A 24084-nucleotide genomic window follows, 5' to 3' on the forward strand; every position below is an offset into this window, starting at 1 on the left:
CAACCGGGCCGTACCTGGACCCCGGCCTTCGCCGGGGAAGGGCAAGTGTTCGTGGCGGGTCCGTAGCGCTCAGAGGCAAAGCATGACCGACTACAAAATGGACGCCGATCACCCCGGCCTCGCGCTCGATCGCGGGGTGCAGGACGTGCTGGGCAAGGGTCTCGACCGGGTCGAGGGCGTGCTCAAGGTCACCGGCGCGGCGACCTATGGCTATGAGCACCGGATCGACAATGTCGCTTATGGCTATCTGATCACCGCGCCGGCCGCCAAGGGCAAGGTAACCGGCTTCGACGTGGAGGCCGCGCGTGCCCTGCCCGGCGTGATCGACATCCTTGTCGACGATCCCCGCATTCCGCGCCAGGCCGCCGCCTTCACGCCGGCCCATGCGGGCAATGGCGAGATCGATCACTGGGATCAGGTACTTGGCGCCGCCATCGCCACCAGCTTCGAGGCAGCGCGCGACGCGGCGCGTGCCGTGCGGGTGACCATCGAGGCGGAAGAGGGCCGGTTCGACACCATGGCCAATGTCGCCGACGCAAGCGGCCCGCCCAAGGATTCGCGGCTGCAGGACATGACGATCGGCGATATCGACGCGGCGATGGCGAGTGCCGCGGCCAGCATCGACCAGATCTATGCCACACCCAATCAGGTCCATGCGGCAATGGAGCCGCATGCCTCGATCGCGGTGTGGGACGACGGCAAGCTCACCCTTTATTCGAGCCTGCAGATCCTCAACGCGGCGAAGCCGATCCTCGCCGCGGCTCTGGGCATCAAGGCCGACGACGTTCGCATCATCTCGCCTTATATCGGCGGCGGATTCGGCGGAAAGATGCTCGGGCCGGAGGCAGTGATGGCCGCCATTGCCGCGCAACGGATAGGCCGGCCGGTCAAGATCGCCATGGCGCGGGCGCAGCTGTTCCACAATGTCTATCGCCGCACCGACACGCATCAGCGCATCCGCCTCGCCGCCGATGCCGACGGCAAGCTGACCGCGATCGGGCATGACAGCGTGGTGAGCCAGGGCCCGGACGGCGGCTTCATGGAACCCGTCGCGCTCGGCACCATCCCGCTTTACGCCGCGCCGGTCCGGCATTTCAGCCACAAGGTGGTGACGCTCGACATGGTCCAGGCCGGCGCGGTGCGCGCACCGGGCGAGGCGGTCGGCATGCTCGCGCTGGAGACGGCGATCGACGAACTGGCCGAACAGCTCGGCCGCGACCCGGTCGATTTCCGCAAGCTCAACGAGCCCGAGACCGATCCGACCACCGGCCAGCCCTTCTCGACCCGGCGCCTGGTCGAATGCCTCGACCAGGGCGCCGCGCTGTTCGGCTGGGCGCGGCGCGAACCGACGCCCGGATCGGTGCGCGACGGCGAATGGCTGATCGGCATGGGCATGGCGGCGGCGGTGCGGATCAACCTGCTGGTCGATTCGCAGGCGCGGGTGACGCTCGGCACGGACGGCCGCGCCACGATCGAGACCGACATGACCGATATCGGCACCGGCACCTACACCATCCTCGCCCAGATCGCCGGGGAATCGCTCGGCCTGCCGATCCGCTGTGTCGACGTGAAGCTCGGCGATACCGATCTGCCGCCCGGCGCCGGATCGGGCGGATCGTTCGGCGCGGCCAGCGCGGGATCGTCGGTGGCTTTGGCCTGCGAGGATCTGGTCGCCGAGCTGGCGAAACGGATGGACACGACGCCGGAAAACATGACGCTGAAGGACGGCCACGCCATCGCCGGCAACCGCCGCGTCGCGCTGGACGAACTGGTCGGGGATGCCCCGATCGTCGCGACAGGCAAGATCAGCCAGGGCAGGAACGCGCGCACCTATAGCCAGGCCGCGCACGGCGCGCAGTTCGCCGAGGTCGCGGTCAATGCCGTGACCGGCGCGGTGCGGGTGCGGCGCATGCTCGGCGTGTTCGAGGCGGGCCGCATCCTCAACGCCAAGACCGCGCGCAGCCAGGCGATCGGCGGCATGATCTGGGGCATCGGCTATGCGCTGATGGAAGGCGCCGAGATCGACCAGCGTTACGGGCTGTTCGTCAACCATGATCTCGGCGAATATCATGTGCCAGTGCATGCCGACGTCCCGCATCTCGACGTCCATTTCATCGAGGACCATGACCGTCACGCCAACCCGATCGGTGCGAAGGGGCTGGGCGAGCTGACCATCTCCGGCGCGGGCGCGGCGGTGACCAATGCGATCTACAATGCCTGCGGGGTGCGGGTGCGGGACTTCCCTATGACGCTCGACAAGGTGCTGGCCGGGTTGCCGCCGGTATGATCCCACACATCCGTCACCCTGAACTTGTTTCAGGGTCCATGCGCGGCCATCTGCCTCTCGGGCGCCGCTCTTGGATCAATTGGCCGCGCATGGATGCTGAAACAAGTTCAGCATGACGAAGGAAGTTTATGGCCGATAACGACACCGTCCTGACCGCCGCCGCCGCGTGGAAAGGCGCACCGATGGCGATCGCCACGGTCGTCTCGACCTGGGGGTCGGCGCCGCGCCCGCGCGGCAGCCATATGCTGGTGCATGCCGATGGCCGGTTCGAGGGCTCGGTCTCGGGCGGCTGCGTCGAGAGCGACATCCTCGCCACCGCCGCCGAGGTGATCGCCGGCGCGCCGTTCCAGGTGAAGACATACGGCGTGGCCGATGCCGCTGCGTGGGAAGTCGGCCTGCCCTGTGGCGGCGAGATCGCGGTGATGGTCCAGCCGGTCTCGGCCGAGGGCTTCGACCCCGAGCTGTTCGACCGCATCGCCGAGGCACGCGATGCCGGCCAGGGGCTGACCGTCGCGACCGATCTCGCGACCGGGCACAGCTATGCGCGGCCGCTCGAGACGGGTTCCGCCTTTCTCAACCGCTACGATCCGCCGCGCCGGTTGCTGATCGTCGGCGCGGTGCAGATCGCCCAGGCCCTGGCCGGCCTCGCACGCGAACTGGGGATCGACACCGTGGTGATCGATCCGAGAGCGCGGTTCCTCACCGAAGAGCGTTTCCCCGGGGTCACCCTCGACGATCGCTGGCCGGACGAAGCCGTCGCCGCTTATGCCCCCGGGCCCTCGACCGCCGTGGTGACGCTCAGCCACGACACCAAGATCGACGACCCCGCCTTGATCGCGGCGCTCGCGGCACCGACCGCTTATGTCGGCGCGCTCGGCTCCCGCCGCAGCCACGCCGCGCGCCGGGAACGGCTCGCCGCCCAGGGGGTTGGTGCGCAGGATATCGACCGCATCGATGCGCCGGTCGGCCTCGACATCGGGGCGATCGGCCCGGCCGAGATCGCGCTGTCGATCGCGGCGGCAATGGTCGGGGCCTTCAATTCAAGGGACGGCAAACACGCATGATTCATGTCGAGAAGACCGTGCTGATCCTGCTCGCGGCCGGGCGCTCCGAGCGTTTCGGCGATCTGGACAAGCTCGAACAGACATTCCTCGGCCATCCGCTGGCGATGCACGTGGTCACCGCGTTCGAGGACATCCCGTTCCAGTCGCGCATCGTGGTGAAGAACGGCACTGACCTCGACTTCGCCAGCCGCGGCTATCAGGTGATCCACAATGACGAGCCGATGATCGGCATGTCGCGGTCGGTGAAGCTGGGCGTGCAATCGGCCCGGGACGAGGGTGCGGAGGCAGTATTGATCGCGCTCGCCGACATGCCGCGCGTGACCGCCTCGCATGTCTATCACCTGCTTGAAGCGGTGGATTCGCGCCACTCAGTGGTCGCATCGAGCGACGGCATCCGCCCCTGCCCGCCTGCTGCCTTCGGCGCGGCGCAATTCGATTTCCTGCTGACGCTCGAAGGCGATGCCGGCGCCCGCGACCTGGTGCGCAAAGGCCGGCACGTCGTGACGTCGCCGGCGGAGCTGATCGATATCGATACGCCGGAGGATCTGGAAGGGCTGCGGGGGTTGGTTTTCTAAGCCTTCAATCCTCCCCAATACGAGGGGGATCTTACTCGTGCCGTAGCGCGTCGATCGGGTTTAGCGACGCCGCCCGCCGTGCCGGGAAATAGCCGAACACCACGCCGATCACCGCCGATATCCCGAACGCCAGCACATTGATCTGCGGCACGAAGATCCAGCTCACCTTCATCAGCGGCGCCAGCGAGAGAATCGCGATCTGCGCCACGACCAAGCCGATCAGCCCGCCGAGGCACGACAGGGCCACCGCCTCGACCAGGAACTGCAGCAGCACCTCGCGCGCCACCGCGCCGATCGCGAGGCGGATGCCGATCTCGCGGGTCCGTTCGGTCACGGAGACGAGCATGATGTTCATGATTCCGATTCCGCCGACCAGCAGCGAGATCGCCGCCACCGCGGTGACGATGCTGGTCAGCAGGGTCGTGGTGCCGGTCAGCGTGTCGGAAATCTGCTTGGTGTCGAAGATGTTGAAATCGTCGGTCTTGCTGCCGGTGATGTTGCGCCGCTCGCGCATCAGGCCTTCGATCCCGGTCTGCACCGTCGCGGTCGAATAGGCCTCGTCGACGCCGACCAGGATCAGCCGCACGTCGGTGCTGCCGATGAAGCGGCGCTGCACGGCCTTGAGCGGCATGATCACCACATCGTCCTGGTCGCCGCCGAAACCGGCCTGGCCGCGCGTCGAGAGCACGCCGATCACGTCGCAGGAGATGCCGCCGATGCGCATGCGCGTGCCCACCGCCGCACCGCCGCGATAGAGATTCTGCGCGACCGTGCTGCCGATGATGCAGACGCTCTTGCCTGCCTGCTCCTCGGTGGTGGTGAACAGCCGGCCAGCGGTGAGCGGCCAGGGCTGGACCTCGAAATAGCCGAGCGTGGTGCCGTTGATCGTGGTCGACCAGTTGGCGCCTTCATAGATCGCCGTCGCGGTGGTCTGCGCCTGGGGCGCGACCGCGGTGACGCCGGCGATCTGGTCCTTGATCGCGGTGACGTCCTCCGGCTTGAAATCGGCCGGACGCGGACCGCCACCACCACGGCCGAAGCCCTGGCCGGGACGGACCTGCAGCACGTTGGTGCCGAGTGCGGCGATCTGCTTCTGCACCGCTGCGGTGGTCGCCTGGCCGAGCGTCACCATGGTGACGACCGCGCCGACGCCGATGATGATGCCGAGCGTGGTCAGGAACGACCTGAGCTTGTGACGCAGGATCGAGCGGATCGCGAGGAGGAAGGTGGTGGCGAGCATCTACTTCTCCCCTCCCGCTTGCGGGAGGGGTCGGGGGAGGGCTTGTCCGAAGGAGAGCGGAGCGCTGGTTGACAGGCCCTCCCCTAGCCCCTCCCGCAAGCGGGAGGGGGATGAAGAAGTGAGACGCCTCACGACACCTGCTCCCCTTCATGGTGCTTGCTGTCGATTCGCTCGACCAGCCCGTCCTTGAAATGCACGATGGTGCGCGCGAACGCCGCCATGTCGGGTTCGTGCGTCACCATCAGCACGGTGATGCCGGCATCGCGGTTGAGGCCGCTGAGCAATTCCATGATCTCGACCGACCGCTCCGAATCCAGGTTGCCGGTCGGCTCGTCGGCAAGCAGCACGTCGGGCGAGGTCACGATCGCGCGGGCGATGGCCACGCGCTGCTGCTGTCCGCCCGACAGTTCCGCCGGCGTATGATCCCACCATTTCGCCAGCCCGACCTTGTCGAGCGCCGCCATCGCCGCGTCATGGCGTTCCTTCTTGGGATCGCCGCGATAGAGCAGGGGCAGCTCGACATTCTCCAGCGCGGTGGTGCGCGCCAGCAGGTTGAAGCCCTGGAACACGAAGCCGAGATAACGCCGGCGCAGCAGCGCGCGCTCGTCGCGGCCGAGCGTCTCGATATGATGGCCGCGGAACAGGAAGGTGCCCGAACTCGGCACGTCGAGGCAGCCTAGAATGTTCATCGTGGTCGACTTGCCCGAGCCGGACGCGCCCATCACCGCGATGAAATCGCCCTGCTGGATGTCGAGATCTACACCCTTCAGCGCCCTGAACGCGGTCGGGCCTACGCCATAGGTCTTGGTGATCTTGCGCAGCCGAATAAGGGGCAGCGGACCCTCCGCTGGCGTTTCACTGGCCACTGCGCTGCCCACCGCCTGCACCGACCCCACCAGCACCGCCCGCGCCGGAGCGCCGCCGCTGGCCGCTGCCGCTCTTCGAACTGTCACCGCTGAGCTGGCCGGTGATGACCTGATCGCCGGGCTTCAGGCCGCCGCCGACCACTTCGGTCACGGTGCCATTGGTCACGCCGGTGGTGATCTCGACGGGCTTGGGCTTGCCGTCCTCGCCCTTGATATAGACGGTCTGCTTCGCCCCGGCACCGATCGTCGCGGTGCGCGGCGCGCCCGCGCCGCCACGCCGCCGGGTCGGGACGAGAGCCCCCGCGATGCCGCCGCTGGCGGACGCCGCGGGCGTGTCGACAGTCGGGGTGAAACGCAGCGCCGCATTGGGGACGAGCAGGACATTGTTGCGCGCATTGGTCACGATGTCGGCGGTCGCGGTCATGCCGGGGCGAAGCTGCTGGTCGGCATTGGCGACGCTGAGCGTGGCACCATAGGACACGACCTGCGCGGTCGTGGTGGTCGTCGTCGTGGTCGTCTGCGCGCTGAGATTCGATCCGAGATCGACCCGCGTGATCGAGGCCGGGAAGGTCTTGCCCGGGAACGCATCGACCGTGAAGGTCGCCTGCTGGCCCTGTTTCACCGACCCGACATCGGCCTCGTCGATCGCGACCTCGAGCTTCATCGTCGACAGGTCCTGCGCGATGACGAACAGGGTCGGCGTGTTGAACGAGGCGGCAACGGTCTGGCCCGGCTCGATCTGGCGTGCGAGCACCACGCCGTTGACCGGCGAGCGGATCACCGTCTTGGTCAGCTGGGTGTTGTTGGAGGACAGGGCCGCACGCGCCGACACCACATTCGCCTGGGCGGCGCGCAGATTGGCGATGGCGCGGTCGCGGTCGGCGATCGCCTGTTCCATCTCGGTCTTGGCCGGAACGCGTCCGCCCGACAGCCGGCTGACTTCCTGCAGGCGCGACAGCTGCGCGTTGGACTGGGCAAGGGTCGCCTGGTTCTGCCCGACCGTCGCCACCGCCGCATCGAGCGCGGCCTTGCTCTGGTTGACCGTATCCTGGAACCGCGACGGATCGACCAGCGCGAGCGGCTGGCCCGCCACCACGCGATCGTTCACATCCGCCACCACCTTGGTGACGAGACCCGAAAGCTCCGAGCCGACCTGGACCTGATTGGTCGGGGCGAGCTTGCCGGTGGCCGAGACCGTCACCGACAGCGAGCCGCGCCGCACCTCGGCGGTCGCATAGCCCCCCGTGGTGGGGCCCGCGAAATAGCTCTTCGCCAGCAGCAGGAGCAGGATCACGCCGACGGCAATCGCCCCCCATTTGGCGTAGCGCTGCCATGCCGGCGCTGTCTTCACGCCGAGGAATTCGTCGAGATCATTGCTGTTCGGATCGGCCATCGATGCTTCCTAGGGAGTCTGTGTCGTCGGGGCCTGGGGCACGATCGTGCTGTCCCAGCCGCCGCCAAGGGCAAGATAGAGCTGGACGAGCGCCTGGGCCTGATCGGCCTTCGCATTGGACAGTCCGTTCTGCGCCGAGAGCAGCGCGCTCTCATTGGTGTTGAGCGTGGTGATATCGGTCAGGCCGGCGCGATACTGGCTGCGCGACAGGATCGCGCTGTTGTTCGCCGCGTCGAGCGCGATGACGAACTGCGCCTGCCGATCCTTCGCCGCCTGAAGCGCGGTCAGCGCATTCTCGACATCCTCCAGCGCGGTCAGCACGGTCTGCTTGTAGAGCGCGAGGGCACCCTCGGCTGCCGCCTGTTGCGAGCGGACCTGCGCGCGAGCGCGTCCGCCGTCGAAGATCAGCTGGCTGAGGCCAGAGAACAGCCCGCCGGTGACGACACTCGCCAGGCTGCCGAACGAGGTGGCAGCCGTGCCGATATTGCCGGTGATGTTGAGCGCCGGATACAGCTGCGCCTCGGCCACCCCGATCTGCGCGGTGGCGGCAGCGAGGCGACGCTCGGCCGCGCGGACATCGGGGCGCTGGCGCAGCGCATCGGCGGGAATGCCGACCGCGATGGTTGCCGGCCCGGCGGGAATCGGCGCGGTCGCCTCGAGTTCGGCCTTGAGCGCGCCCGGCGCCTGGCCGGTGAGCACGCCGAGCCGGTTCACCGCCGACTGGTAATTCTGCTCGAGCGAGGGGATGGTCGCCGCGGTCTGCGCACGCTGGGCGCGCGACTGCTCAACATCGAGCGAGGAGACCAGGCCCGCCTGGACCCGGAAGCCGCTGATCTCAAGATTGTCGTCCTGGATGCCGAGCGAATTGCGCGCAATGGCCAGGCTGGCCTGGGCCTGGCGGGCGAGGATATAGTTGCGCCCCGCCTCGGCCGCGATCGAGGTCTGCACCGTGGCGAGATCATAGCCGCTGCCGGCATAGCTCGCGCGCGACGCCTCGATGCTGCGGCTGACGCCGCCGAACAGATCGGCCTGGTACGAGGCATCCGCCCCGATCGAGAAACTGTCGCGCGGGCCGGTCGCGTCGAGCAGGTCGCGGCCATAGCCGGCCGAACCACTGACGCTCGGCAGCCGCGCGGCGCGGGCCTGTACCAGTGATTCGCGTGCCTGGCGCAGCCGCGCCACGGCCTGGGCGATATCGAGATTGCCGCTGCGCGCCCGGTCGATGATCGAGGTCAGCAGCGGATCGTTGAAGCTGGTCCACCAGGCCGCGATATCGGCCGGCTGGCCGGCCGGCGCGGGGGTGGAATAGCCCCCCGGCACGCCGAGCGCACCGGGCGCGGGCGGGGCATAATCCGGGCCGACCACGCACGCCTGAAGCGGCAGGGCGACGGTGAGCAACAGAAGGATGCGCTTGCGAAACATACCGGCACAAATGGCCATGGGGCCGGTTTGGGTCCATCGAAATATTGTCGCAATTTGTCGCCCCGGAACGCGGAACGACCGAAATAACGCGCTTTTTCACAATCTTGCAGTGTCGTTACTTGCCCGGTCGAAGACCAAAATATACTCCGACAAGCACCGCGGAGCGCTGTCCGGCGGTTATTCCAGCTCCAGGATCACCGCATCCACCGCGAGGCTGTCGCCCGGCGCCGCATTGATCGATTTGACCCTTCCGGTCTTGGCGGCACGCAGGATATTCTCCATCTTCATCGCCTCGACCACGGCGAGCGGCTGGCCTGCCTCGACCTTGTCGCCCGCCGCGACATCGAGCCGCATCAGCAGCCCCGGCATCGGCGCGAGCAGGAATTTCGACAGGTCGGGCGGGATCTTCTCGATCAGGTGTTTCGCGAACGGCGCGACATGCGCGGGCAGCACGCGCGCCTGGTGCGAGGCGCCGCGTGTGGTCAGGCGGAACCCGGCGCCGGCGCGCGCGATCTTCACGATCAGTATTTCGTCGCCGATCTCCGCCTCGACCACCCGGTCGCCCGGCGTATATTCGAGCGCGATGTCCAGCTCCTCGCCATCGACGGTGAGGCCGTCGGGCGAGATCGTCACGACATGATCGGCGTCGCCGATCTTCACCACCCAGTCGGACGGCGGCTGGAGCCGCTTGCCAAGCTGCCCGTCGATCCGCCGCGCGCGGTCGGCCTCGGCGGTCGCGGCAAAGGCGGCGATGGCGGCGAGACTGCGGACCAGTTCGGGCGATGCCGGCGCGCCGTGGAAACCATCGGGATATTCCTCGGCGATGAAGCCGGTGGTCAGCGCGCCTTCGCGGAAGCGCGGATGCTGCATCAGCGCCGAGACGAAGTCGATATTGTTGCCCGGCCCCTCGATCTCGAACGCGTCGAGCGCCGCGATCTGGGTGTCGATCGCTTCCTCGCGCGTCGGTGCCCAGGTGATCAGCTTGGCGATCATCGGGTCGTAGAACATCGAGACTTCGCCGCCCTCGCGCACGCCGTCATCGACACGGACATAGGCTTCGCCGTCCGCTTCTTCTCCCCTCCCGTTGACGGGAGGGGTCGGGGGAGGGCCTGTCCTGTCGGAGGCGGAGTCCGTGACAGGCCCTCCCCTAACCCCTCCCGCAAGCGGGAGGGGGACTTCATGATAGGGCGTCTCAGTGCTCGCAGGAGGGTTATACCGCACCAGCCGCCCGATCGAGGGCAGGAAGCCGCGATAGGGGTCCTCGGCATAGACGCGGTTCTCGATCGCCCAGCCGGTGAGCGTGACGTCGTCCTGGGTGAAGCCAAGCGGCTCGCCCGCGGCGACGCGGATCATCAGCTCGACCAGATCGAGGCCGGTGATGCATTCCGTGACGGGGTGTTCGACCTGGAGCCGGGTGTTCATCTCGAGGAAGTAGAAACCCTTGCCCGAGCTGTCGGCGCCGGAGACGATCAGCTCGACCGTGCCCGCGCTGAAATAGCCGACCGCCGCCGCCAAGGCGACCGCCTGCTCGCCCATCGCCTTGCGCATCTCGGGCGTAACGAAGGGTGACGGCGCCTCTTCGACTACTTTCTGGTGGCGGCGCTGGATGGAGCATTCGCGCTCGCCGAGATAGACGATATTGCCATGCTGGTCGCCCATCACCTGGATTTCGATATGGCGCGGGCTCTCGATGAACTTCTCGATGAACACGCGGTCGTCGCCGAAGCTGGCGAGGCCCTCGCGCTTGGTCGCCTCGAAGCCTTCGCGGACATCCTGCTCGCTATAGGCGAGCCGCATGCCCTTGCCGCCGCCGCCGGCCGACGCCTTCATCATCACCGGATAGCCGATGTCCGAGGCGATGCGCACGGCATGCTCGGTATCGTCGATCTCGCCGAGAAAGCCGGGCACGACATTGACGCCGGCCGCCTTGGCCAGCTTCTTGGATTCGATCTTGTCGCCCATCGCGGCGATGGCGTTGGGCGGCGGGCCGACGAACGCGATGCCGGCCTCGGCGCAGGCGCGCGCAAAGCTCTCGCGCTCGGACAGGAAGCCGTAACCCGGATGGATGCAGTCAGCGCCGGTTTCCTTGGCCGCGAGCAGGATCAGGTCGGCCAGCAGATAGCTCTCGCCCGCCGGCGGCGGCCCGAGGCGAACGGACTCGTCGGCCATCAGCACATGCGGGCTGCGCGCGTCCGCGTCGGAATAGACCGCGACGGTGGCGATCCCCATTTTCTTGGCGGTGCGCATGACGCGGCACGCGATCTCGCCGCGGTTCGCGACCAGGATTTTCTTGAACACTTACTCCCCTCCCGCTTGCGGGAGGGGTTGGGGGAGGGCCTGTCCCGCTACAGCCAGGTCCGATCTGAAGGACAGGCCCTCCCCTGGCCCAGTTTCAGGTGAACGATGCCCCGCATCGTTCAGGTCAAGCCGGGGGCTTGACCGACCTGAAACTCGCAGGCGGGAGGGGGATTTTTCGCGCATCGGCTCCTCGCCCTCCATCGGCTTGAGGCCGAGCTTGGCGAACAGCGCCGCGTCCGCACCGCCGCCGGCGTTGCCGGTGGTCAGCAATTTCTCGCCGGTGAAGATCGAGTTGGCGCCCGCCATGAAGCAGAGCGCCTGAGTCGCCTCGCTCATGCTCTCGCGGCCGGCCGACAGGCGGACCATCGACAGCGGCATGGTGATGCGCGCGACCGCGATGGTGCGCACGAATTCGATATCGTCGATCTTCGCCAGCGGCGTGTCGGCGAGCATGTCGCCCAGCACGGTGCCCCTGACCGGTACCAGCGCATTGACCGGCACGCTCTCCGGATGGCGCGGCAGGGTGGCCAGCGTATGGACGAAGCCGACCCGGTCGGCCCGCGTCTCGCCCATGCCGACGATGCCGCCGGAGCAGACATTGATGCCGGCCTGGCGGACATTCTCCAGCGTATCGAGCCGGTCCTGGAAGGTCCGCGTCGTGATCACCTCGCCATAATGTTCGGGCGAGGTATCGATATTGTGGTTGTAGTAATCGAGGCCCGCTTTCGCGAGCCGATGCGCCTGATGCGGCTCGAGCATGCCGAGCGTCATGCAGGTCTCGAGGCCCATCGCCTTGACGCCCTCGACCATCGCGACGACCGCGCCCATGTCGCGGTCCTTGGGGTTGCGCCAGGCGGCGCCCATGCAGAAACGCTGCGAGCCCGCCGCCTTGGCCTCGGCGGCGGCGGCGAGGACTGCCTGCACTTCCATCAGCTTCTCGGCCTTGAGGCCGGACTCTGCGGAAGCCGACTGGGAGCAATAACCGCAATCCTCCGGGCAACCGCCGGTCTTGATCGAGAGCAACGTGCAGAGCTGGACCTCACCCGCGGCGTGGTGCGCGCGATGGACTTCGGCGGCGCGGAAGACGAGCTCGGTGAAGGGGAGATCGAACAGCGCGGCGATTTCCTGGCGGGTCCAGTCACGACGGATCGCCCCCTCTCCGTTCGTTTCGAGCGAAGTCGAGAAACCCTGCGCAACGTCCAGAGCCGGCTTCTCGACTTCGCTCGAAGCGAACGGACTGGGAGTGGCAACCAACACGTTCATTCAGCAGCTTCCTCGATCGGGGGCAAATTATGCCCCAGCAATTTCAACACCTCGCCGGCCGCATTCACCAGATTGGTGCCAGGCCCGAAAATTCCCTGCACCCCGGCGTCGCGCAGATACTGGTAATCCTGCGCGGGGATCACGCCGCCCGCGATCACCTTGATATCGCCCCGGCCCGCCTCGCGCAGATGGCCGATCAACTCCGGGATCAAGGTCTTGTGTCCCGCCGCCAGCGACGAGGCGCCGACCACGTCGACATCGGAGGCGATGGCGAGATCGGCGGCTTCCTTCGGCGTCTGGAACAGCGGCCCCGGCACCACCTCGAAGCCGAGATCGCCGAATGCCGAGCTCACCAGGTTCGCGCCGCGATCATGCCCGTCCTGCCCCATCTTGGCGACGAGCAGCCGCGGCTTGCGGCCCATGCGATGCGCCAGCGAAGTGACTCCGTCGAGCAGCCCGAGCCAGCGCCGGTCGAACTCGTGCGCCCCGCCATAGATGCCGGAAACGGGCGTCGGATTGGTGCCGTAGCGCCCGAACACATCCTCCATCGCCTGGCTGATCTCGCCCAGGGTCGCCCGCTGCCGCGCGCATTCGACCGCGAGACCGAGGACATTCTCCGTGCCGGCGGCACCTTCGCGCAGCGCGTCGAGCGCTGCCCGACATTTGTCCTCGTCACGGCCGGCCTTGGATTTCCTGATCCGCGCGATCTGCGATTCCCGCACCGCGACATTGTCGACGTCGAGGATGTCGATCGCATCCTCCTCCGCCAGCTTGTACTTGTTGACGCCGACGATCACGTCCTCGCCCATGTCGACCCGCGCCGCACGCCCGGCCGAGGCTTCCTCGATCATCGCCTTGGGCCAGCCTGCCGCGACAGCCTTCGCCATGCCGCCCTCGGCCTCGACCCGCTCGATGATCTCCCAGGCCTTGTCGAACAGCTCCTGCGTCAGGCTCTCGACATAATAGCTGCCGCCAAGCGGATCGACGACATGGGTCATGCCGGTCTCCTCCTGCAGCACGATCTGCGTGTTGCGTGCGATGCGGGCGGAGAAATCGGTCGGCAGCGCGATCGCTTCGTCGAGCGCGTTGGTGTGCAGGCTCTGCGTGCCGCCGAGCATCGCCGCCATCGCCTCGATCGTGGTGCGGATGACGTTGTTGTACGGGTCCTGCTCGGTCAGCGACACGCCCGATGTCTGGCAATGCGTGCGCAGCATCTTGGAGCGCTCATCCTTCGCACCGAGGTCGGTCATCACCCGGTGCCAGAGTTTCCGCGCCGCGCGCAGCTTCGCGACCTCCATGAAGAAGTTCATGCCGATCGCGAAGAAGAAGCTCAGCCGCCCGGCGAACGCATCGAGATCGAGCCCCGAGGCCATCGCGGCCTTCGCGTATTCGCGCCCGTCGGCGATGGTGAAGGCAAGTTCCTGAAGCTGCGTCGCCCCGGCTTCCTGCATGTGATAGCCGGAGATCGAGATCGAGTTGAACTTCGGCATGTGCCGCGAGGTATAGCCGATGATGTCCGAGATGATCCGCATGCTCGGTTCGGGCGGGTAGATATAGGTGTTGCGGACCATGAACTCCTTCAGGATGTCGTTCTGGATCGTGCCGTCCAGCTGCTCCTGGGGGACGCCCTGTTCCTCGCCCGCGACGATGAAGAAAGCGAGGATCGGGATCACCGCGCCGTTCATCGTCATGGAGACGCTCATCTTGTCGAGCGGGATGCCGTCGAACAGGATCTTCATGTCGTCGATCGTGTCGATCGCCACGCCGGCCTTGCCGACATCACCCGTCACACGCGGATGATCGCTGTCATAGCCGCGATGCGTCGCGAGATCGAAGGCGACCGACAGGCCCTTCTGCCCGGCGGCGAGGTTGCGGCGGTAAAAGGCATTGGACGCCTCGGCGGTCGAGAAGCCGGCGTACTGGCGGATCGTCCAGGGGCGCCCGGCGTACATCGAGGCGCGCACGCCGCGCGTGAAGGGCGCGAAGCCGGGCAGGCCGGGGTCGATATCCGCCACATCCTCGGCGGTATAGAGCGGCTTGACCGCGATGCCCTCGGGCGTCTGCCAGGTCAGGTCCTTGCCCTTCACCTCCTTCGCGGCGGCGGCTTGCCAGGATTCGAGATTAGGCTTTTCGGTCATCGCCCAAGTCCAAAATACCGTTCGGGCTGAGCTTGTCGAAGACCTGCCCTTTCTTGCGACCGAAGAAAGAAGGTCAGCCCTTCGACAAGCTCAGGGCGAACGGTGGAAAATGGGCGGTCGCGCGTCATCACGCCCCCCGGAACGCCGGCTTGCGCTTCTGCAGGAAAGCGATGCCGCCCTCCATCGAATCCGCGGAGCCCCGCGCGGCGCGCTGGTTCTCGGCCTCACGCACCATCGCAGTGGCGTAATCCACCTCGAGCGCATGAGCGAGCCCGCGGCGCATCAGGCCGAGAGCGACCGTCGGACCCGCCGCCAGCCGCTCCGCCAGCGCAAAGGCTTCCACGTCGAGCGTGTCGTCGGCGGTCACCTTGTGGATCATGCCCCAGTCATAAGCCTTGGCCGCAAGCACGCGTTCGCCGAGCATCATCATCTCGGTCGCGCGCGCCTTGCCGATCAGGCGCGGCAGCATCCAGCTCGCGCCGCCATCGGGCACCAGGCCGATATTGACGAAGGCCTGGAGGAAATAGGCGGTCTCGCTCGCGACGCAGAAATCGGCGGCGAGCGCGAGGCTGCACCCAATCCCCGCCGCCGGCCCGCGCACCGCGCTGACCACCGGCACGCCGAGATCGGCGACCGCCTCGATCGTCCGGTTATAATGCTCGGTCAGCGCCTGATAGGTCGCCTCGCCCGGATTGTCCGAACCGAGCGCCCCGCCCCCGACATCCGCGCCCGAACAAAAAGCACGCCCCGCGCCCGCGAACAGCACTGCCCGCGCGCCGTCCAGCGCGCCCAGCGCCGCGCGGAGCTCGTCGAACATCGCCGGCGGCGCCGCATTAAGCCGGTCGGGGCGGTTGAGGGTGAGCACCAGCACGTCGCCGCGGCGTTCGCTCAGGATATGCTCATAGGCCATCAATGATCCCCCTTCGGCGTTTCCATGATCTCGGTCAGCACGCCGCCCATGTCCTTCGGGTGGACGAAGAAGATCGGCGTGCCATGCGCGCCGATGCGCGGTTCGCCGAGCACGCGCTTGCCCTTGGCCTCGAACCAGGCCTTGGCTTCGAGGATGTCGGGCACTTCGTAGCAAAGGTGATGCTGCCCGCCCGCCGGGTTCTTCTCGAGGAAACCGTTGATCGGCGAGGTGGCGTCGTACGGCTCGATCAGCTCGATCTGGGTGTTGGGCGTGTCGACGAAACACACTTTCACGCCCTGCGCCGGCAAATCGAACGGCTCATGGATGCGGGTCGCCCCCATCACGTCGCGATAAAAGGGGATCGCCGCCGCGATCGACGGCGTCGCCACCCCGACATGGTTGAGGCGACCGATGATCATTGCGCCGGCGCGGCCTTGGGTGCGGGCGTCGGCGCGCGTACCGGCGCCTGGCCGAGGACATAGCCGCAGGCCTCCAGCACCTGCTTGACCGGGGCTTCGCTCGGCGGGCCGGCGAAGCTCGCATCGATCGGGTTGTTCATCGGATCGATCACGCGCAGCTTGATCAGCTTGGCGTGCGCGATCGCGCTGGTCAGCGTCGTCACGATCTGGTCGTCGGCGATATAGGTCCCGCTGCCCGGGAAATCCCAATTGGCGCCCAGCGGCGCGGCCCCGTCGACCTGGATCGACACCGGGCGCGGCGTGGCCGCCGCGAAGGGCAGGGTCGGGATGAACTGGATCGACACGACATTGTCGGCGCGCCGGTCGCAGCGCACGACCAGCCGGCCCTTACCCTCGACCGAGGATACCGAGACCGAGCCCGATTGCGCGCCGGTCGCCGGATCGACCTTCATGCGGGGAGTCCAGGGTGCCACGGGGGCGGGAACCGCCGCAGCCGGCGCCGCTGCCTGAAGAGCCATGGTCAGGAAAAGGATCATTGCGTCACCTGTTGTCTGTTGAGCATCCTACCCTGCGCGCAAGCCGGTATTGAGCGCAACCGCCCCATATCGGCCTCGCGTCAGAGCGGTATGTTATCGTGCTTCTTCCACGGATTTTCGAGACTCTTGCCGCGCAGCTTGCGCAGGCCGAGCGCGATGCGCCGCCGGGTCGAATGCGGCTGGATCACTTCGTCGATAAAGCCCTTGGACGCCGCCACGAACGGGTTGGCGAAGCGCGCCTCATATTCGGCGGTGCGTTCGGCGATCTCTCCCCGGCTCCTGCCGCGAAAGATGATCTCGACCGCGCCCTTGGCGCCCATCACCGCGATCTCGGCGGTCGGCCAGGCATAGTTGAGATCGCCGCGCAGATGCTTCGACGCCATGACGTCATAGGCCCCGCCATAGGCCTTGCGGGTGATGACGGTGATCTTCGGCACGGTCGCTTCGGCGTAAGCGAAAAGCAGCTTCGCGCCGTGCTTGATGATGCCGTTCAGTTCCTGCGCGGTCCCCGGCAGGAAGCCCGGAACGTCGACAAAGGTGACGATCGGGATCTCGAACGCATCGCAGAACCGCACGAAGCGCGCGGCCTTCTTGGACGAATTGATGTCGAGGCAGCCGGCCAGCACCATCGGCTGATTGGCGACGAACCCGACGGTGCGCCCCTCGATCCGCCCGAACCCGATGATGATGTTCGCTGCGTGAGTCGGCTGGATCTCGAAGAAATCGCCCTCGTCGACCGTCTTCCGGATCAGCTCGTGCATGTCATAGGGCTGGTTGGCCGATGCCGGGACGAGCGAGTCCAGGCTCGCCTCCACCCGATCCCACGGGTCGGAGCTCGGCCGCTCGGGCACTGCCTCGCGGTTCGAGGCGGGAAGGAAGTCCACGAAGTCGCGGGCCGCGCGCAGCGCCTCGATATCGTCATCAAAGGCCACGTCAGCGACCCCCGACTTCGTGGTATGCGTCACCGCTCCGCCCAGTTCCTCCTGCGTGACGATCTCGTTTGTAACGGTCTTCACTACATCCGGGCCGGTGACGAACATGTAGGAGCTATCCTTCACCATGAAGATGAAGTCGGTCATGGCGGGGGAATAGACGGCGCCCCCCGCGCAAGGCCCCATGATCAGCGAAATCTGCGGGACGACCCCGCTGGCCAGCACATTGCGCTGGAATACCTCGGCATAGCCGCCGAGCGAGGCGACGCCTTCCTGGATGCGCGCGCCGCCCGAATCGTTCAGGCCGATCACCGGCGCGCCGACCTTCATCGCGGTGTCCATGACCTTGCAGATCTTCTGCGCGTGCCGTTCGCTGAGCGAACCGCCGAACACGGTGAAGTCCTGGCTGAACACGAACACCAGCCGGCCGTTGATCGTGCCCGATCCGGTGACGACGCCGTCGCCCGGAACGATTTGATCCTGCATGCCGAAATCGACGCAATTATGCTCGACATACATGTCGAGCTCCTCAAACGAGCCCTCGTCGAGCAACACCTGGAGCCGCTCGCGCGCGGTCAGCTTGCCCTTGGCGTGCTGCGCGGCGATCCGCTTCTCGCCACCGCCCATGCGGGCGGCCTCGCGCCGGCGCTCAAGCTCCTCGATCGTCGACGGCATGCACTACTCCGGAATGGGTGGGCCTCTCTTTCAAGGTGCACGGCGTTTTGCAAATGTGAATTTGCGAAGTTGCGAACAAGCCGTTTGCGAAGTAGTTGAACCATCCCCATCGCCGTTCGGGCTGAGCTTGTCGAAGCCCTGTACTTTCTTCTTGCCTCTCGAAGAAAGAACAGCCCTTCGACAAGCTCAGGGCGAACGGAAGAGAGCACCTGACCGGAGCCCGAATTTGCCCCGCATACCCCGCCTCTATGCTGGCGAACAGCTCCGCGCCCTGCGGCGCTCGGCCGGACTGAACCAGGCGGCGATGGCGGCGCGGCTGGGCATTTCGGTCAGCTATCTCTCCCAGCTCGAAAGCGGCGACCGGCCACTGACCCCATCTGTGACCGCCGCCCTGCGCCGCCGCCATCCCGGCGCGCTGATCGAGAGCGACGCGCCGGCCATGCGCCTCACCGGCCTGGCCGCCGCGCTGGCCGATCCCGCTCTGCCCCCGGCCCCGCCGCCCGAGGCGATCGAGCGGCTCGCCGAGGAGCGGCCCGAGATCGCCGACCGCATCATCGCGCTCCACGCCGCGATGCGCGCCGCCGAGGAACGGCTGCAGATGGTGGAGGAAAGCATGACCTCCGGCATCTCCGATGCGGGCGCGCGCATGCCATGGGAAGCGGTGCGCGACTGGTTTCATATCGCGGGCAATTATGTCGACCCGCTCGACCGCGCCGCCGAGGCGCTGGCGGAGCAGCTCGGCCCCGGCGAAGCGGCGCTGGTCGCCCGTCTCGCCGACCACGGTGTCACCATCGTCACGACCCCGGACGAAGCGGCGCCACTGCGCGCGCTCGACCGCCAGCGCGGCAGGCTGACGCTCAACGGCGCGATGCCGCCCGAAAGCCGCCGCTTCCTGATCGCCCACCAGCTCGTCGCGATCGACTTCGCGGACGCCATCCAGGAGATCGTCGATGGCGCATCGGTATCGAGCGTCGAGGCGCGCAACCTGCTGCGCATCGGCCTCGCCAATTACGCCGCCGGCGCGCTGACCATGCCCTATGCCCGGTTCCGCGCGACGGCCCGCCAGATGCGCCATGACATCGACCGGCTGTGCCGCCGCTTCGGCGTCAGCTTCGAACAGGCCTGCCACCGCCTGTCGACGCTGCAGCGCCCCGGTGCGGAAGGCATCCCCTTTTATTTCTGCCGGGTCGACATGGCCGGCAACATCACCAAGCGGCACTCCGCGACCCGGCTGCAATTCGCCCGCTTCGGCGGCGCCTGCCCGTTATGGATCGTGCACGAGGCCGTCGCGATCCCCGACCGGATCCTCGTCCAGCATGCCGAAACGCCCGATGGTGTGCGTTATGTCTCGATGGCCAAGGGGCTGGTGAAACCCTCGGGCAGCTTCACCCGCAGTCCGCGCCGCTATGCCGTGACCCTGGGGTGCGAGGCGGAGCATGCCGCCGACTTCGTCTATGCCGACGCGCTCGACCGGAGCGCGCCGCCGATCCCGATCGGCATCTCCTGCCGGCTCTGCCCACGCGACGATTGCGACCAGCGCGCCTTCCCGCCCGCCGACCGCGACATCGCGGTCGACCCGGACCTGCGCGGCACCGTGCCGTACCGGGTGGTGTAGGCCCGGGGCGAGATCCCGCCGACTATCCCTCTCCGGTCGTCCTGAGCTTGTCGAAGGGCCGTTCTTCTTTCCACAGTCGAAAGAAAGAGCAGGGGTGCCACTCCAAACCGCCACCCCGGGCTTGTCCCGGGGTCCATCGTCCCGCACACACCACACCCGTTGTACGCGCGGCACGATGGATGCCGGAACGAGTCCGGCATGACGTTTGGGGAAAACGGCCTACCGCCATCTGGCCGAACGAGTGCCCATGCGATAACGGCCCCCATGCAGTCCACCACCGCCGCACCCTCCGCCCAGTTGCGCGCCTATCTCTTTCTCGCCATCGTCATGCTGCTCTGGGCCGGCAATTCGATCGTCGGCCGCGCGGTCCGCGACGATATTCCGCCCTTCACCCTGGCGCTGGTGCGCTGGGCCGGCGCGGCGATGATCCTGACGCCCTTCGCGTGGAGACGCTTCCGCGCCGACACCTCGACACTGCGTGCGCAGTGGCGCGAGGTGCTGGTCCTCGGCCTGCTCGGCGTGGCCGCGTTCAACGCCTTTCTCTATTCCGGCCTGCACCACACCACCGCGACCAATGCGATGCTGATCCAGGCCGCGATCCCAGCGCTGGTCGTGCTGTTCGGCCGCCTCTTCTTCGGCGAGCGGGCGCGGGCGCTGCAGATCCTCGGCGTGATCGCCTCGACCATCGGCGTCGCCTGGGTCGTCTCCGCCGGCGATATCGACACCTTGCTTCATCTCCGGCTCGGCGCGGGCGACGCGCTGATCCTCGCCGCGAGCCTGGTCTGGTCGCTCTACACCGTGCTGCTCCGGCTCCGGCCCGAGGTCGATCCGCTGAGCTTCCTCATCGTCACCTTCACCATCGGCGCGCTCGCCATGCTGCCGCTCGCGATGCATGAATGGCTGAGCGGCGACGCGGTCCGCTGGCGCCCCGTTACCTTCGGCGCCTTCGCCTATGTCGCGGTGCTGCCGTCGATCCTCGCCTATTTCCTCTACAATCGCGCGGTCGGCATGATCGGCGCGGGGCGGGCCGGGCAGATGATCACGCTGATGCCGCTGTTCGGCGCCCTGCTCGCGGCGCTGCTGCTGGGCGAAGCGCTCCACGCCTTCCACTTCTGGGGCATGACTTTCATCGTCGCGGGGATTGCGCTCTCGGCGATCGCGGGGAAGGCGCGCTGAACCCTTCTCCTGTAGGGAAGCCCGCCCTCAAACCTTCAATATCCCCCGATCGATCAGGCTGCGCGCGGTGTCGACGATCGACTCTTCCTCGGCCCTGGTCTTCCAGCCCAGCACCTCGAGCGCATGGCTCGAATCCACTGCTCTTGTGCGTCCGAGCTCGCCGACGATCTGTCGCACGCCGCTGTCGAACAGCCCCATCAAGCGCAGGACGAAATCGGGGATGCCGCGTGTCGGCACCTTGCGCGCTTCTCGCCCGAGCCGCGCGCGCAGCACCTCGCCGATCTCGCGCGTCATCATGAAACGGCCCGCCCCGATGAAGCGCTCATTCGCCACGTCGGGCGCGGTCAACGCGCGGACGTGCAGGTCGGCCAGATCACGCACATCGACCACCGCCAGTCCGATCCGCGGAAAGCCGGGCACCGAACCGTCCATCAACCGCTTCACGAACTCGATCGAGGTCGAATAATCCGTGCTCATCACGGGGCCGAGCACCGCTGACGGGTTGATCGTGCAGAATTGCATCGCCCCGCCCTGCTGCGCCACCCAGTCGCGCGCCGCCCGCTCGGCGATGGTCTTCGACTTGGCATAGGCGTTCACGCCGGGGGCGGTCACGTCGGTCCAGTCCGCCTCGGTATAGGTCCGGTCCCCCGGGTGCCCATAAGCGATCGCCGCGACCGAGGAAGTCATCACGAAGCGCGAAACACCTGCCTCCGACGCGAAGCGGAGCGCCCGGAGCGCCCCCTCGCGCGCCGGCACGATCAGCTCGTCCTCATGCTTCGCCGCGGCGAGCGGAAAGGGCGAGGCGACATGCGCGACATGACTGCACCCGGCGACTGCCTCGGCCCAGCCGGCATCGTCCGTGAGGTCGGCGGCGAAGAAACGGATCGACGATCCCGGCACGCCCAGCGCCGCGCGCACCTCGGCCTCACGCTTCAGCGATCGGACCGTGGCGTTGATCGTCCACCCTTCGGCGGCAAGCTGGCGGATCAGATAGCCGGCGATGTACCCGCTGCCGCCCGTGACCAGGATCGTGCCCGTCATGTGCTTGTCCCCTCCCGTGGAGGACGGGTCTACCATCGAAACGGAGGGGCCGCCAAGCCGGGCTTGCAATCGCTCCTTCTCGCGGCAAAGAGAGCGCGCAGGAGAACGCCATGTCCGATCAGACGCTCTATCCCGTACCACCCGAATGGGCGAAGCGCGCACGCTTCGACGCGGACGGATATGAGACGCTCTACGGGCGATCCCTCGCCGATCCGGGCACCTTCTGGCTCGAACAGGCACGCCGGCTCGACTGGATCAAACGACCCGAGATCGCCGGCGACTGGTCGTTCGGCGAAAAGGATTTCCACATCCAGTGGTTCGCCGACGGCCGGCTGAACGTCGCGGCCAATTGCCTCGACCGGCACCTCGCGAAGCGCGGCGAGCAGACCGCGTTGATCTGGGAACCAGACGAGCCGGGCGAGGAGCCGCGCCGCTTCACCTATCGCGAGCTCCATGCCGAGGTTTGCCGCTTCGCCAATGTGCTGAAAAGCCAGGGCGCGAAGAAGGGCGATCGCGTCACCATCTACATGCCGATGATCCCGGAGGCGGCCTTCGCCATCCTTGCCTGCGCGCGGATCGGGGCGATCCATTCCGTGGTGTTCGGCGGCTTCTCGCCCGAGGCGCTGGCCGGGCGCATCACTGATTGCGACAGCGCGATCGTCGTCACCGCCGACGAAGGCCGGCGCGGCGGCAAGCGCATTCCGCTCAAGGCGAATGTCGATGCCGCGGCCGAGCGTGCGCCGGCGCTGAGGACCGTGATCGTGGTGCAGGCGACTGGCGGTGCCGTGACGATGCGCGAGGGCCGCGACGTCTGGTATCATGAGGCAGCGAAGGACGAGTCCGCCATTTGTCCGCCCGAGCCGATGGGCGCGGAGGACCCGCTGTTCATCCTCTACACCTCGGGCTCGACCGGCCAGCCCAAGGGGGTGCTCCACACCAGCGGCGGCTATCTGCTCTGGGCGAGCCTCACGCATGAACTGGCGTTCGATTACCGCGCCGGAGACGTGTGGTGGTGCGCCGCCGATATCGGCTGGGTCACCGGCCACAGCTATATCCTGTACGGCCCGCTCGCCAACGGGGCGACGACGCTGATGTTCGAGGGCCTGCCGACCTGGCCCGACGCCAGCCGCATCTGGCAGGTGATCGATCGCCACAAGGTCCACACGCTCTTCACGGCCCCCACGGCGCTCCGCGCGCTGATGAAGGAGGGCGACGATTATGTGAGCAGGACGAGCCGCGCCTCGCTCAGGCTGCTCGGCACGGTCGGCGAGCCGATCAATCCCGAGGCATGGCGCTGGTATCACGATGTGGTCGGCGAGGGCCGCTGCCCGATCATCGACACCTGGTGGCAGACCGAGACCGGCGGCGCGATGATCGCCCCGATGCCCGGCGCGACCGACCTGAAGCCGGGCAGCGCGACCCGGCCGATGCCGGGCGTCGACCCGCAACTGGTCGATACCGAGGGCAATGTGCTGAATGGCGCGACCGAGGGCAATCTCGTCATCGCGAAGAGCTGGCCGGGGCAGATGCGCACCGTCTGGGGCGATCATGATCGCTTCTTCCAGACCTATTTCACGACCTATCGCGGCAAATATTTCACCGGTGACGGCGCGCGGCGGGACGAGGACGGCTATTGGTGGATCACCGGCCGGGTCGACGACGTGATCAACGTGTCGGGCCACCGCATGGGCACCGCCGAGGTGGAATCGGCGCTGGTGCTTCACCCCAAGGTCGCCGAGGCCGCGGTGGTCGGCATGCCGCATGACATCAAGGGCCAGGGCATCTACGCCTATGTCACGCTCAATTCGGGCGAGACCGCGTCGGACGAGCTGCGCAAGGATCTGGTCAAATGGGTCCGCACCGAAATCGGCCCGATCGCCGCGCCCGACGCGCTGCAATTCGCGCCGGGCCTGCCCAAGACCCGCTCGGGCAAGATCATGCGCCGCATCCTGCGCAAGATCGCCGAGGGCGACGTGTCCAGCCTGGGCGACACCAGCACGCTGGCCGATCCGGCGGTGGTGGATGATCTGGTGGCGAATAGGGTCAAGTAGCCATCGGCTCGGCTGGGACCGGCTGAAGGCCCATGTCACTGAACGGGACGTGGTCGCCGCCTGAACCGGCCGAACGGGGCATCCCATGCGATCGATTCAATCTTCCGAAAAATCGTCACAAGGTGGCGGCGGATATGGTGTGTAACGCCGTTCCCGCTCTTTCGCATCGTCCGGAGATTGTCG

18 protein-coding genes are annotated in these 24084 nt (G+C 67.3%); 6 read left to right on the top strand and 12 right to left on the bottom strand.

Features of this window, described 5'->3' with window-relative positions:
• Positions 1–82 precede the first annotated feature (82 nt).
• The 3 genes from ACZ1I5_RS16220 to ACZ1I5_RS16230 all read left to right on the top strand — a co-directional run bounded on the left by ACZ1I5_RS16220 (position 83) and on the right by ACZ1I5_RS16230 (position 3926).
• On the top strand, positions 83–2287 hold the full coding sequence (locus ACZ1I5_RS16220) for a molybdopterin cofactor-binding domain-containing protein (protein ID WP_465170268.1): 2205 nt from the start codon (positions 83–85) through the stop codon (positions 2285–2287).
• A gap of 128 nt (positions 2288–2415) precedes the next feature.
• Positions 2416–3351 (top strand): XdhC family protein, encoded by a 936-nt coding sequence (locus tag ACZ1I5_RS16225; protein ID WP_465170269.1) that lies wholly within the window; start codon positions 2416–2418, stop codon positions 3349–3351.
• On the top strand, positions 3348–3926 hold the full coding sequence (locus tag ACZ1I5_RS16230) for a nucleotidyltransferase family protein (protein ID WP_465170270.1): 579 nt from the start codon (positions 3348–3350) through the stop codon (positions 3924–3926). Before ACZ1I5_RS16225 ends, ACZ1I5_RS16230 begins: the two co-directional genes overlap by 4 nt.
• 31 nt (positions 3927–3957) lie before the next feature.
• Here the strand turns inward: ACZ1I5_RS16230 and ACZ1I5_RS16235 are convergent, their stop codons facing one another.
• The 11 genes from ACZ1I5_RS16235 to ACZ1I5_RS16285 all read right to left on the bottom strand — a co-directional run bounded on the left by ACZ1I5_RS16235 (position 3958) and on the right by ACZ1I5_RS16285 (position 18018).
• Positions 3958–5166 carry an ABC transporter permease gene (locus ACZ1I5_RS16235; protein ID WP_465170271.1) on the bottom strand — a complete coding sequence of 403 codons (1209 nt, stop codon included), beginning with the start codon at positions 5164–5166 and terminating at the stop codon, positions 3958–3960.
• 128 nt (positions 5167–5294) lie between these two features.
• Complete coding sequence (locus tag ACZ1I5_RS16240) at positions 5295–6032, bottom strand: ABC transporter ATP-binding protein (protein ID WP_465170272.1); 738 nt, start codon at positions 6030–6032, stop codon at positions 5295–5297.
• Positions 6022–7425, bottom strand: coding sequence for an efflux RND transporter periplasmic adaptor subunit (locus ACZ1I5_RS16245; RefSeq protein WP_465170273.1), 1404 nt, complete (start codon positions 7423–7425; stop codon positions 6022–6024). Before ACZ1I5_RS16245 ends, ACZ1I5_RS16240 begins: the two co-directional genes overlap by 11 nt.
• Positions 7426–7434: 9 nt before the next feature.
• The gene (locus tag ACZ1I5_RS16250) at positions 7435–8847 is read right to left on the bottom strand and encodes an efflux transporter outer membrane subunit (protein ID WP_465170274.1); all 1413 of its coding nucleotides are present in this window, start codon (positions 8845–8847) and stop codon (positions 7435–7437) included.
• A 177-nt stretch (positions 8848–9024) separates the two neighbouring features.
• A complete protein-coding gene (locus tag ACZ1I5_RS16255) occupies positions 9025–11145 on the bottom strand; it encodes an ATP-binding protein (RefSeq protein WP_465170275.1) in 2121 nt (706 codons plus the stop codon).
• On the bottom strand, positions 11146–12408 hold the full coding sequence (gene bioB, locus ACZ1I5_RS16260) for a biotin synthase BioB (protein WP_465170276.1): 1263 nt from the start codon (positions 12406–12408) through the stop codon (positions 11146–11148).
• Positions 12405–14546, bottom strand: a complete 2142-nt coding sequence (scpA, locus tag ACZ1I5_RS16265) for a methylmalonyl-CoA mutase (RefSeq protein ID WP_465170277.1) — start codon at positions 14544–14546, stop codon at positions 12405–12407. The genes bioB and scpA overlap by 4 nt, the downstream gene beginning before the upstream one ends.
• 127 nt (positions 14547–14673) lie before the next feature.
• Positions 14674–15456 (bottom strand): enoyl-CoA hydratase-related protein, encoded by a 783-nt coding sequence (locus tag ACZ1I5_RS16270; protein ID WP_465170278.1) that lies wholly within the window; start codon positions 15454–15456, stop codon positions 14674–14676.
• Positions 15456–15875, bottom strand: coding sequence for a methylmalonyl-CoA epimerase (gene mce, locus ACZ1I5_RS16275; protein WP_465170279.1), 420 nt, complete (start codon positions 15873–15875; stop codon positions 15456–15458). The genes ACZ1I5_RS16270 and mce overlap by 1 nt, the downstream gene beginning before the upstream one ends.
• Positions 15872–16411: a hypothetical protein gene (locus ACZ1I5_RS16280; protein WP_465170280.1), complete on the bottom strand. Its 540-nt coding sequence runs from the start codon at positions 16409–16411 to the stop codon at positions 15872–15874. The genes mce and ACZ1I5_RS16280 overlap by 4 nt, the downstream gene beginning before the upstream one ends.
• Before the next feature lie 80 nt (positions 16412–16491).
• Complete coding sequence (locus ACZ1I5_RS16285; protein WP_465170281.1) at positions 16492–18018, bottom strand: acyl-CoA carboxylase subunit beta; 1527 nt, start codon at positions 18016–18018, stop codon at positions 16492–16494.
• Between the two features lie 226 nt (positions 18019–18244).
• Here ACZ1I5_RS16285 and ACZ1I5_RS16290 point away from each other — a divergent pair, with 226 nt between their 5' ends.
• Complete coding sequence (locus ACZ1I5_RS16290) at positions 18245–19633, top strand: helix-turn-helix domain-containing protein (RefSeq protein ID WP_465170282.1); 1389 nt, start codon at positions 18245–18247, stop codon at positions 19631–19633.
• A gap of 264 nt (positions 19634–19897) precedes the next feature.
• A complete protein-coding gene (locus ACZ1I5_RS16295; protein WP_465170283.1) occupies positions 19898–20809 on the top strand; it encodes a DMT family transporter in 912 nt (303 codons plus the stop codon).
• Between the two features lie 27 nt (positions 20810–20836).
• Here ACZ1I5_RS16295 and ACZ1I5_RS16300 read toward each other — a convergent pair whose 3' ends face one another.
• Positions 20837–21850, bottom strand: a complete 1014-nt coding sequence (locus ACZ1I5_RS16300; protein WP_465170284.1) for an SDR family oxidoreductase — start codon at positions 21848–21850, stop codon at positions 20837–20839.
• Between the two features lie 110 nt (positions 21851–21960).
• On the opposite strand from ACZ1I5_RS16300, the gene acs reads away from it, so the two are divergent.
• Positions 21961–23901, top strand: a complete 1941-nt coding sequence (acs, locus tag ACZ1I5_RS16305) for an acetate--CoA ligase (RefSeq protein WP_465170285.1) — start codon at positions 21961–21963, stop codon at positions 23899–23901.
• Positions 23902–24084: the final 183 nt, after the last annotated feature.

Source organism: Sphingomonas sp. BL-S-30, from assembly GCF_055521475.1.

Bases quoted from the DNA above. Each gene is read 5' to 3' on its own strand.
- ACZ1I5_RS16220 (WP_465170268.1), top strand. From the start codon at position 83: ATGACCGACTACAAAATGGACGCCGATCACCCCGGCCTCGCGCTCGAT.
- ACZ1I5_RS16225 (WP_465170269.1), top strand. From the start codon at position 2,416: ATGGCCGATAACGACACCGTCCTGACCGCCGCCGCCGCGTGGAAAGGC.
- ACZ1I5_RS16230 (WP_465170270.1), top strand. From the start codon at position 3,348: ATGATTCATGTCGAGAAGACCGTGCTGATCCTGCTCGCGGCCGGGCGC.
- ACZ1I5_RS16235 (WP_465170271.1), bottom strand. From the start codon at position 5,166: ATGCTCGCCACCACCTTCCTCCTCGCGATCCGCTCGATCCTGCGTCAC.
- ACZ1I5_RS16245 (WP_465170273.1), bottom strand. From the start codon at position 7,425: ATGGCCGATCCGAACAGCAATGATCTCGACGAATTCCTCGGCGTGAAG.
- ACZ1I5_RS16250 (WP_465170274.1), bottom strand. From the start codon at position 8,847: ATGTTTCGCAAGCGCATCCTTCTGTTGCTCACCGTCGCCCTGCCGCTT.
- bioB (WP_465170276.1), bottom strand. From the start codon at position 12,408: ATGAACGTGTTGGTTGCCACTCCCAGTCCGTTCGCTTCGAGCGAAGTC.
- scpA (WP_465170277.1), bottom strand. From the start codon at position 14,546: ATGACCGAAAAGCCTAATCTCGAATCCTGGCAAGCCGCCGCCGCGAAG.
- ACZ1I5_RS16270 (WP_465170278.1), bottom strand. From the start codon at position 15,456: ATGGCCTATGAGCATATCCTGAGCGAACGCCGCGGCGACGTGCTGGTG.
- mce (WP_465170279.1), bottom strand. From the start codon at position 15,875: ATGATCATCGGTCGCCTCAACCATGTCGGGGTGGCGACGCCGTCGATC.
- ACZ1I5_RS16280 (WP_465170280.1), bottom strand. From the start codon at position 16,411: ATGATCCTTTTCCTGACCATGGCTCTTCAGGCAGCGGCGCCGGCTGCG.
- ACZ1I5_RS16285 (WP_465170281.1), bottom strand. From the start codon at position 18,018: ATGCCGTCGACGATCGAGGAGCTTGAGCGCCGGCGCGAGGCCGCCCGC.
- ACZ1I5_RS16295 (WP_465170283.1), top strand. From the start codon at position 19,898: ATGCAGTCCACCACCGCCGCACCCTCCGCCCAGTTGCGCGCCTATCTC.
- ACZ1I5_RS16300 (WP_465170284.1), bottom strand. From the start codon at position 21,850: ATGACGGGCACGATCCTGGTCACGGGCGGCAGCGGGTACATCGCCGGC.
- acs (WP_465170285.1), top strand. From the start codon at position 21,961: ATGTCCGATCAGACGCTCTATCCCGTACCACCCGAATGGGCGAAGCGC.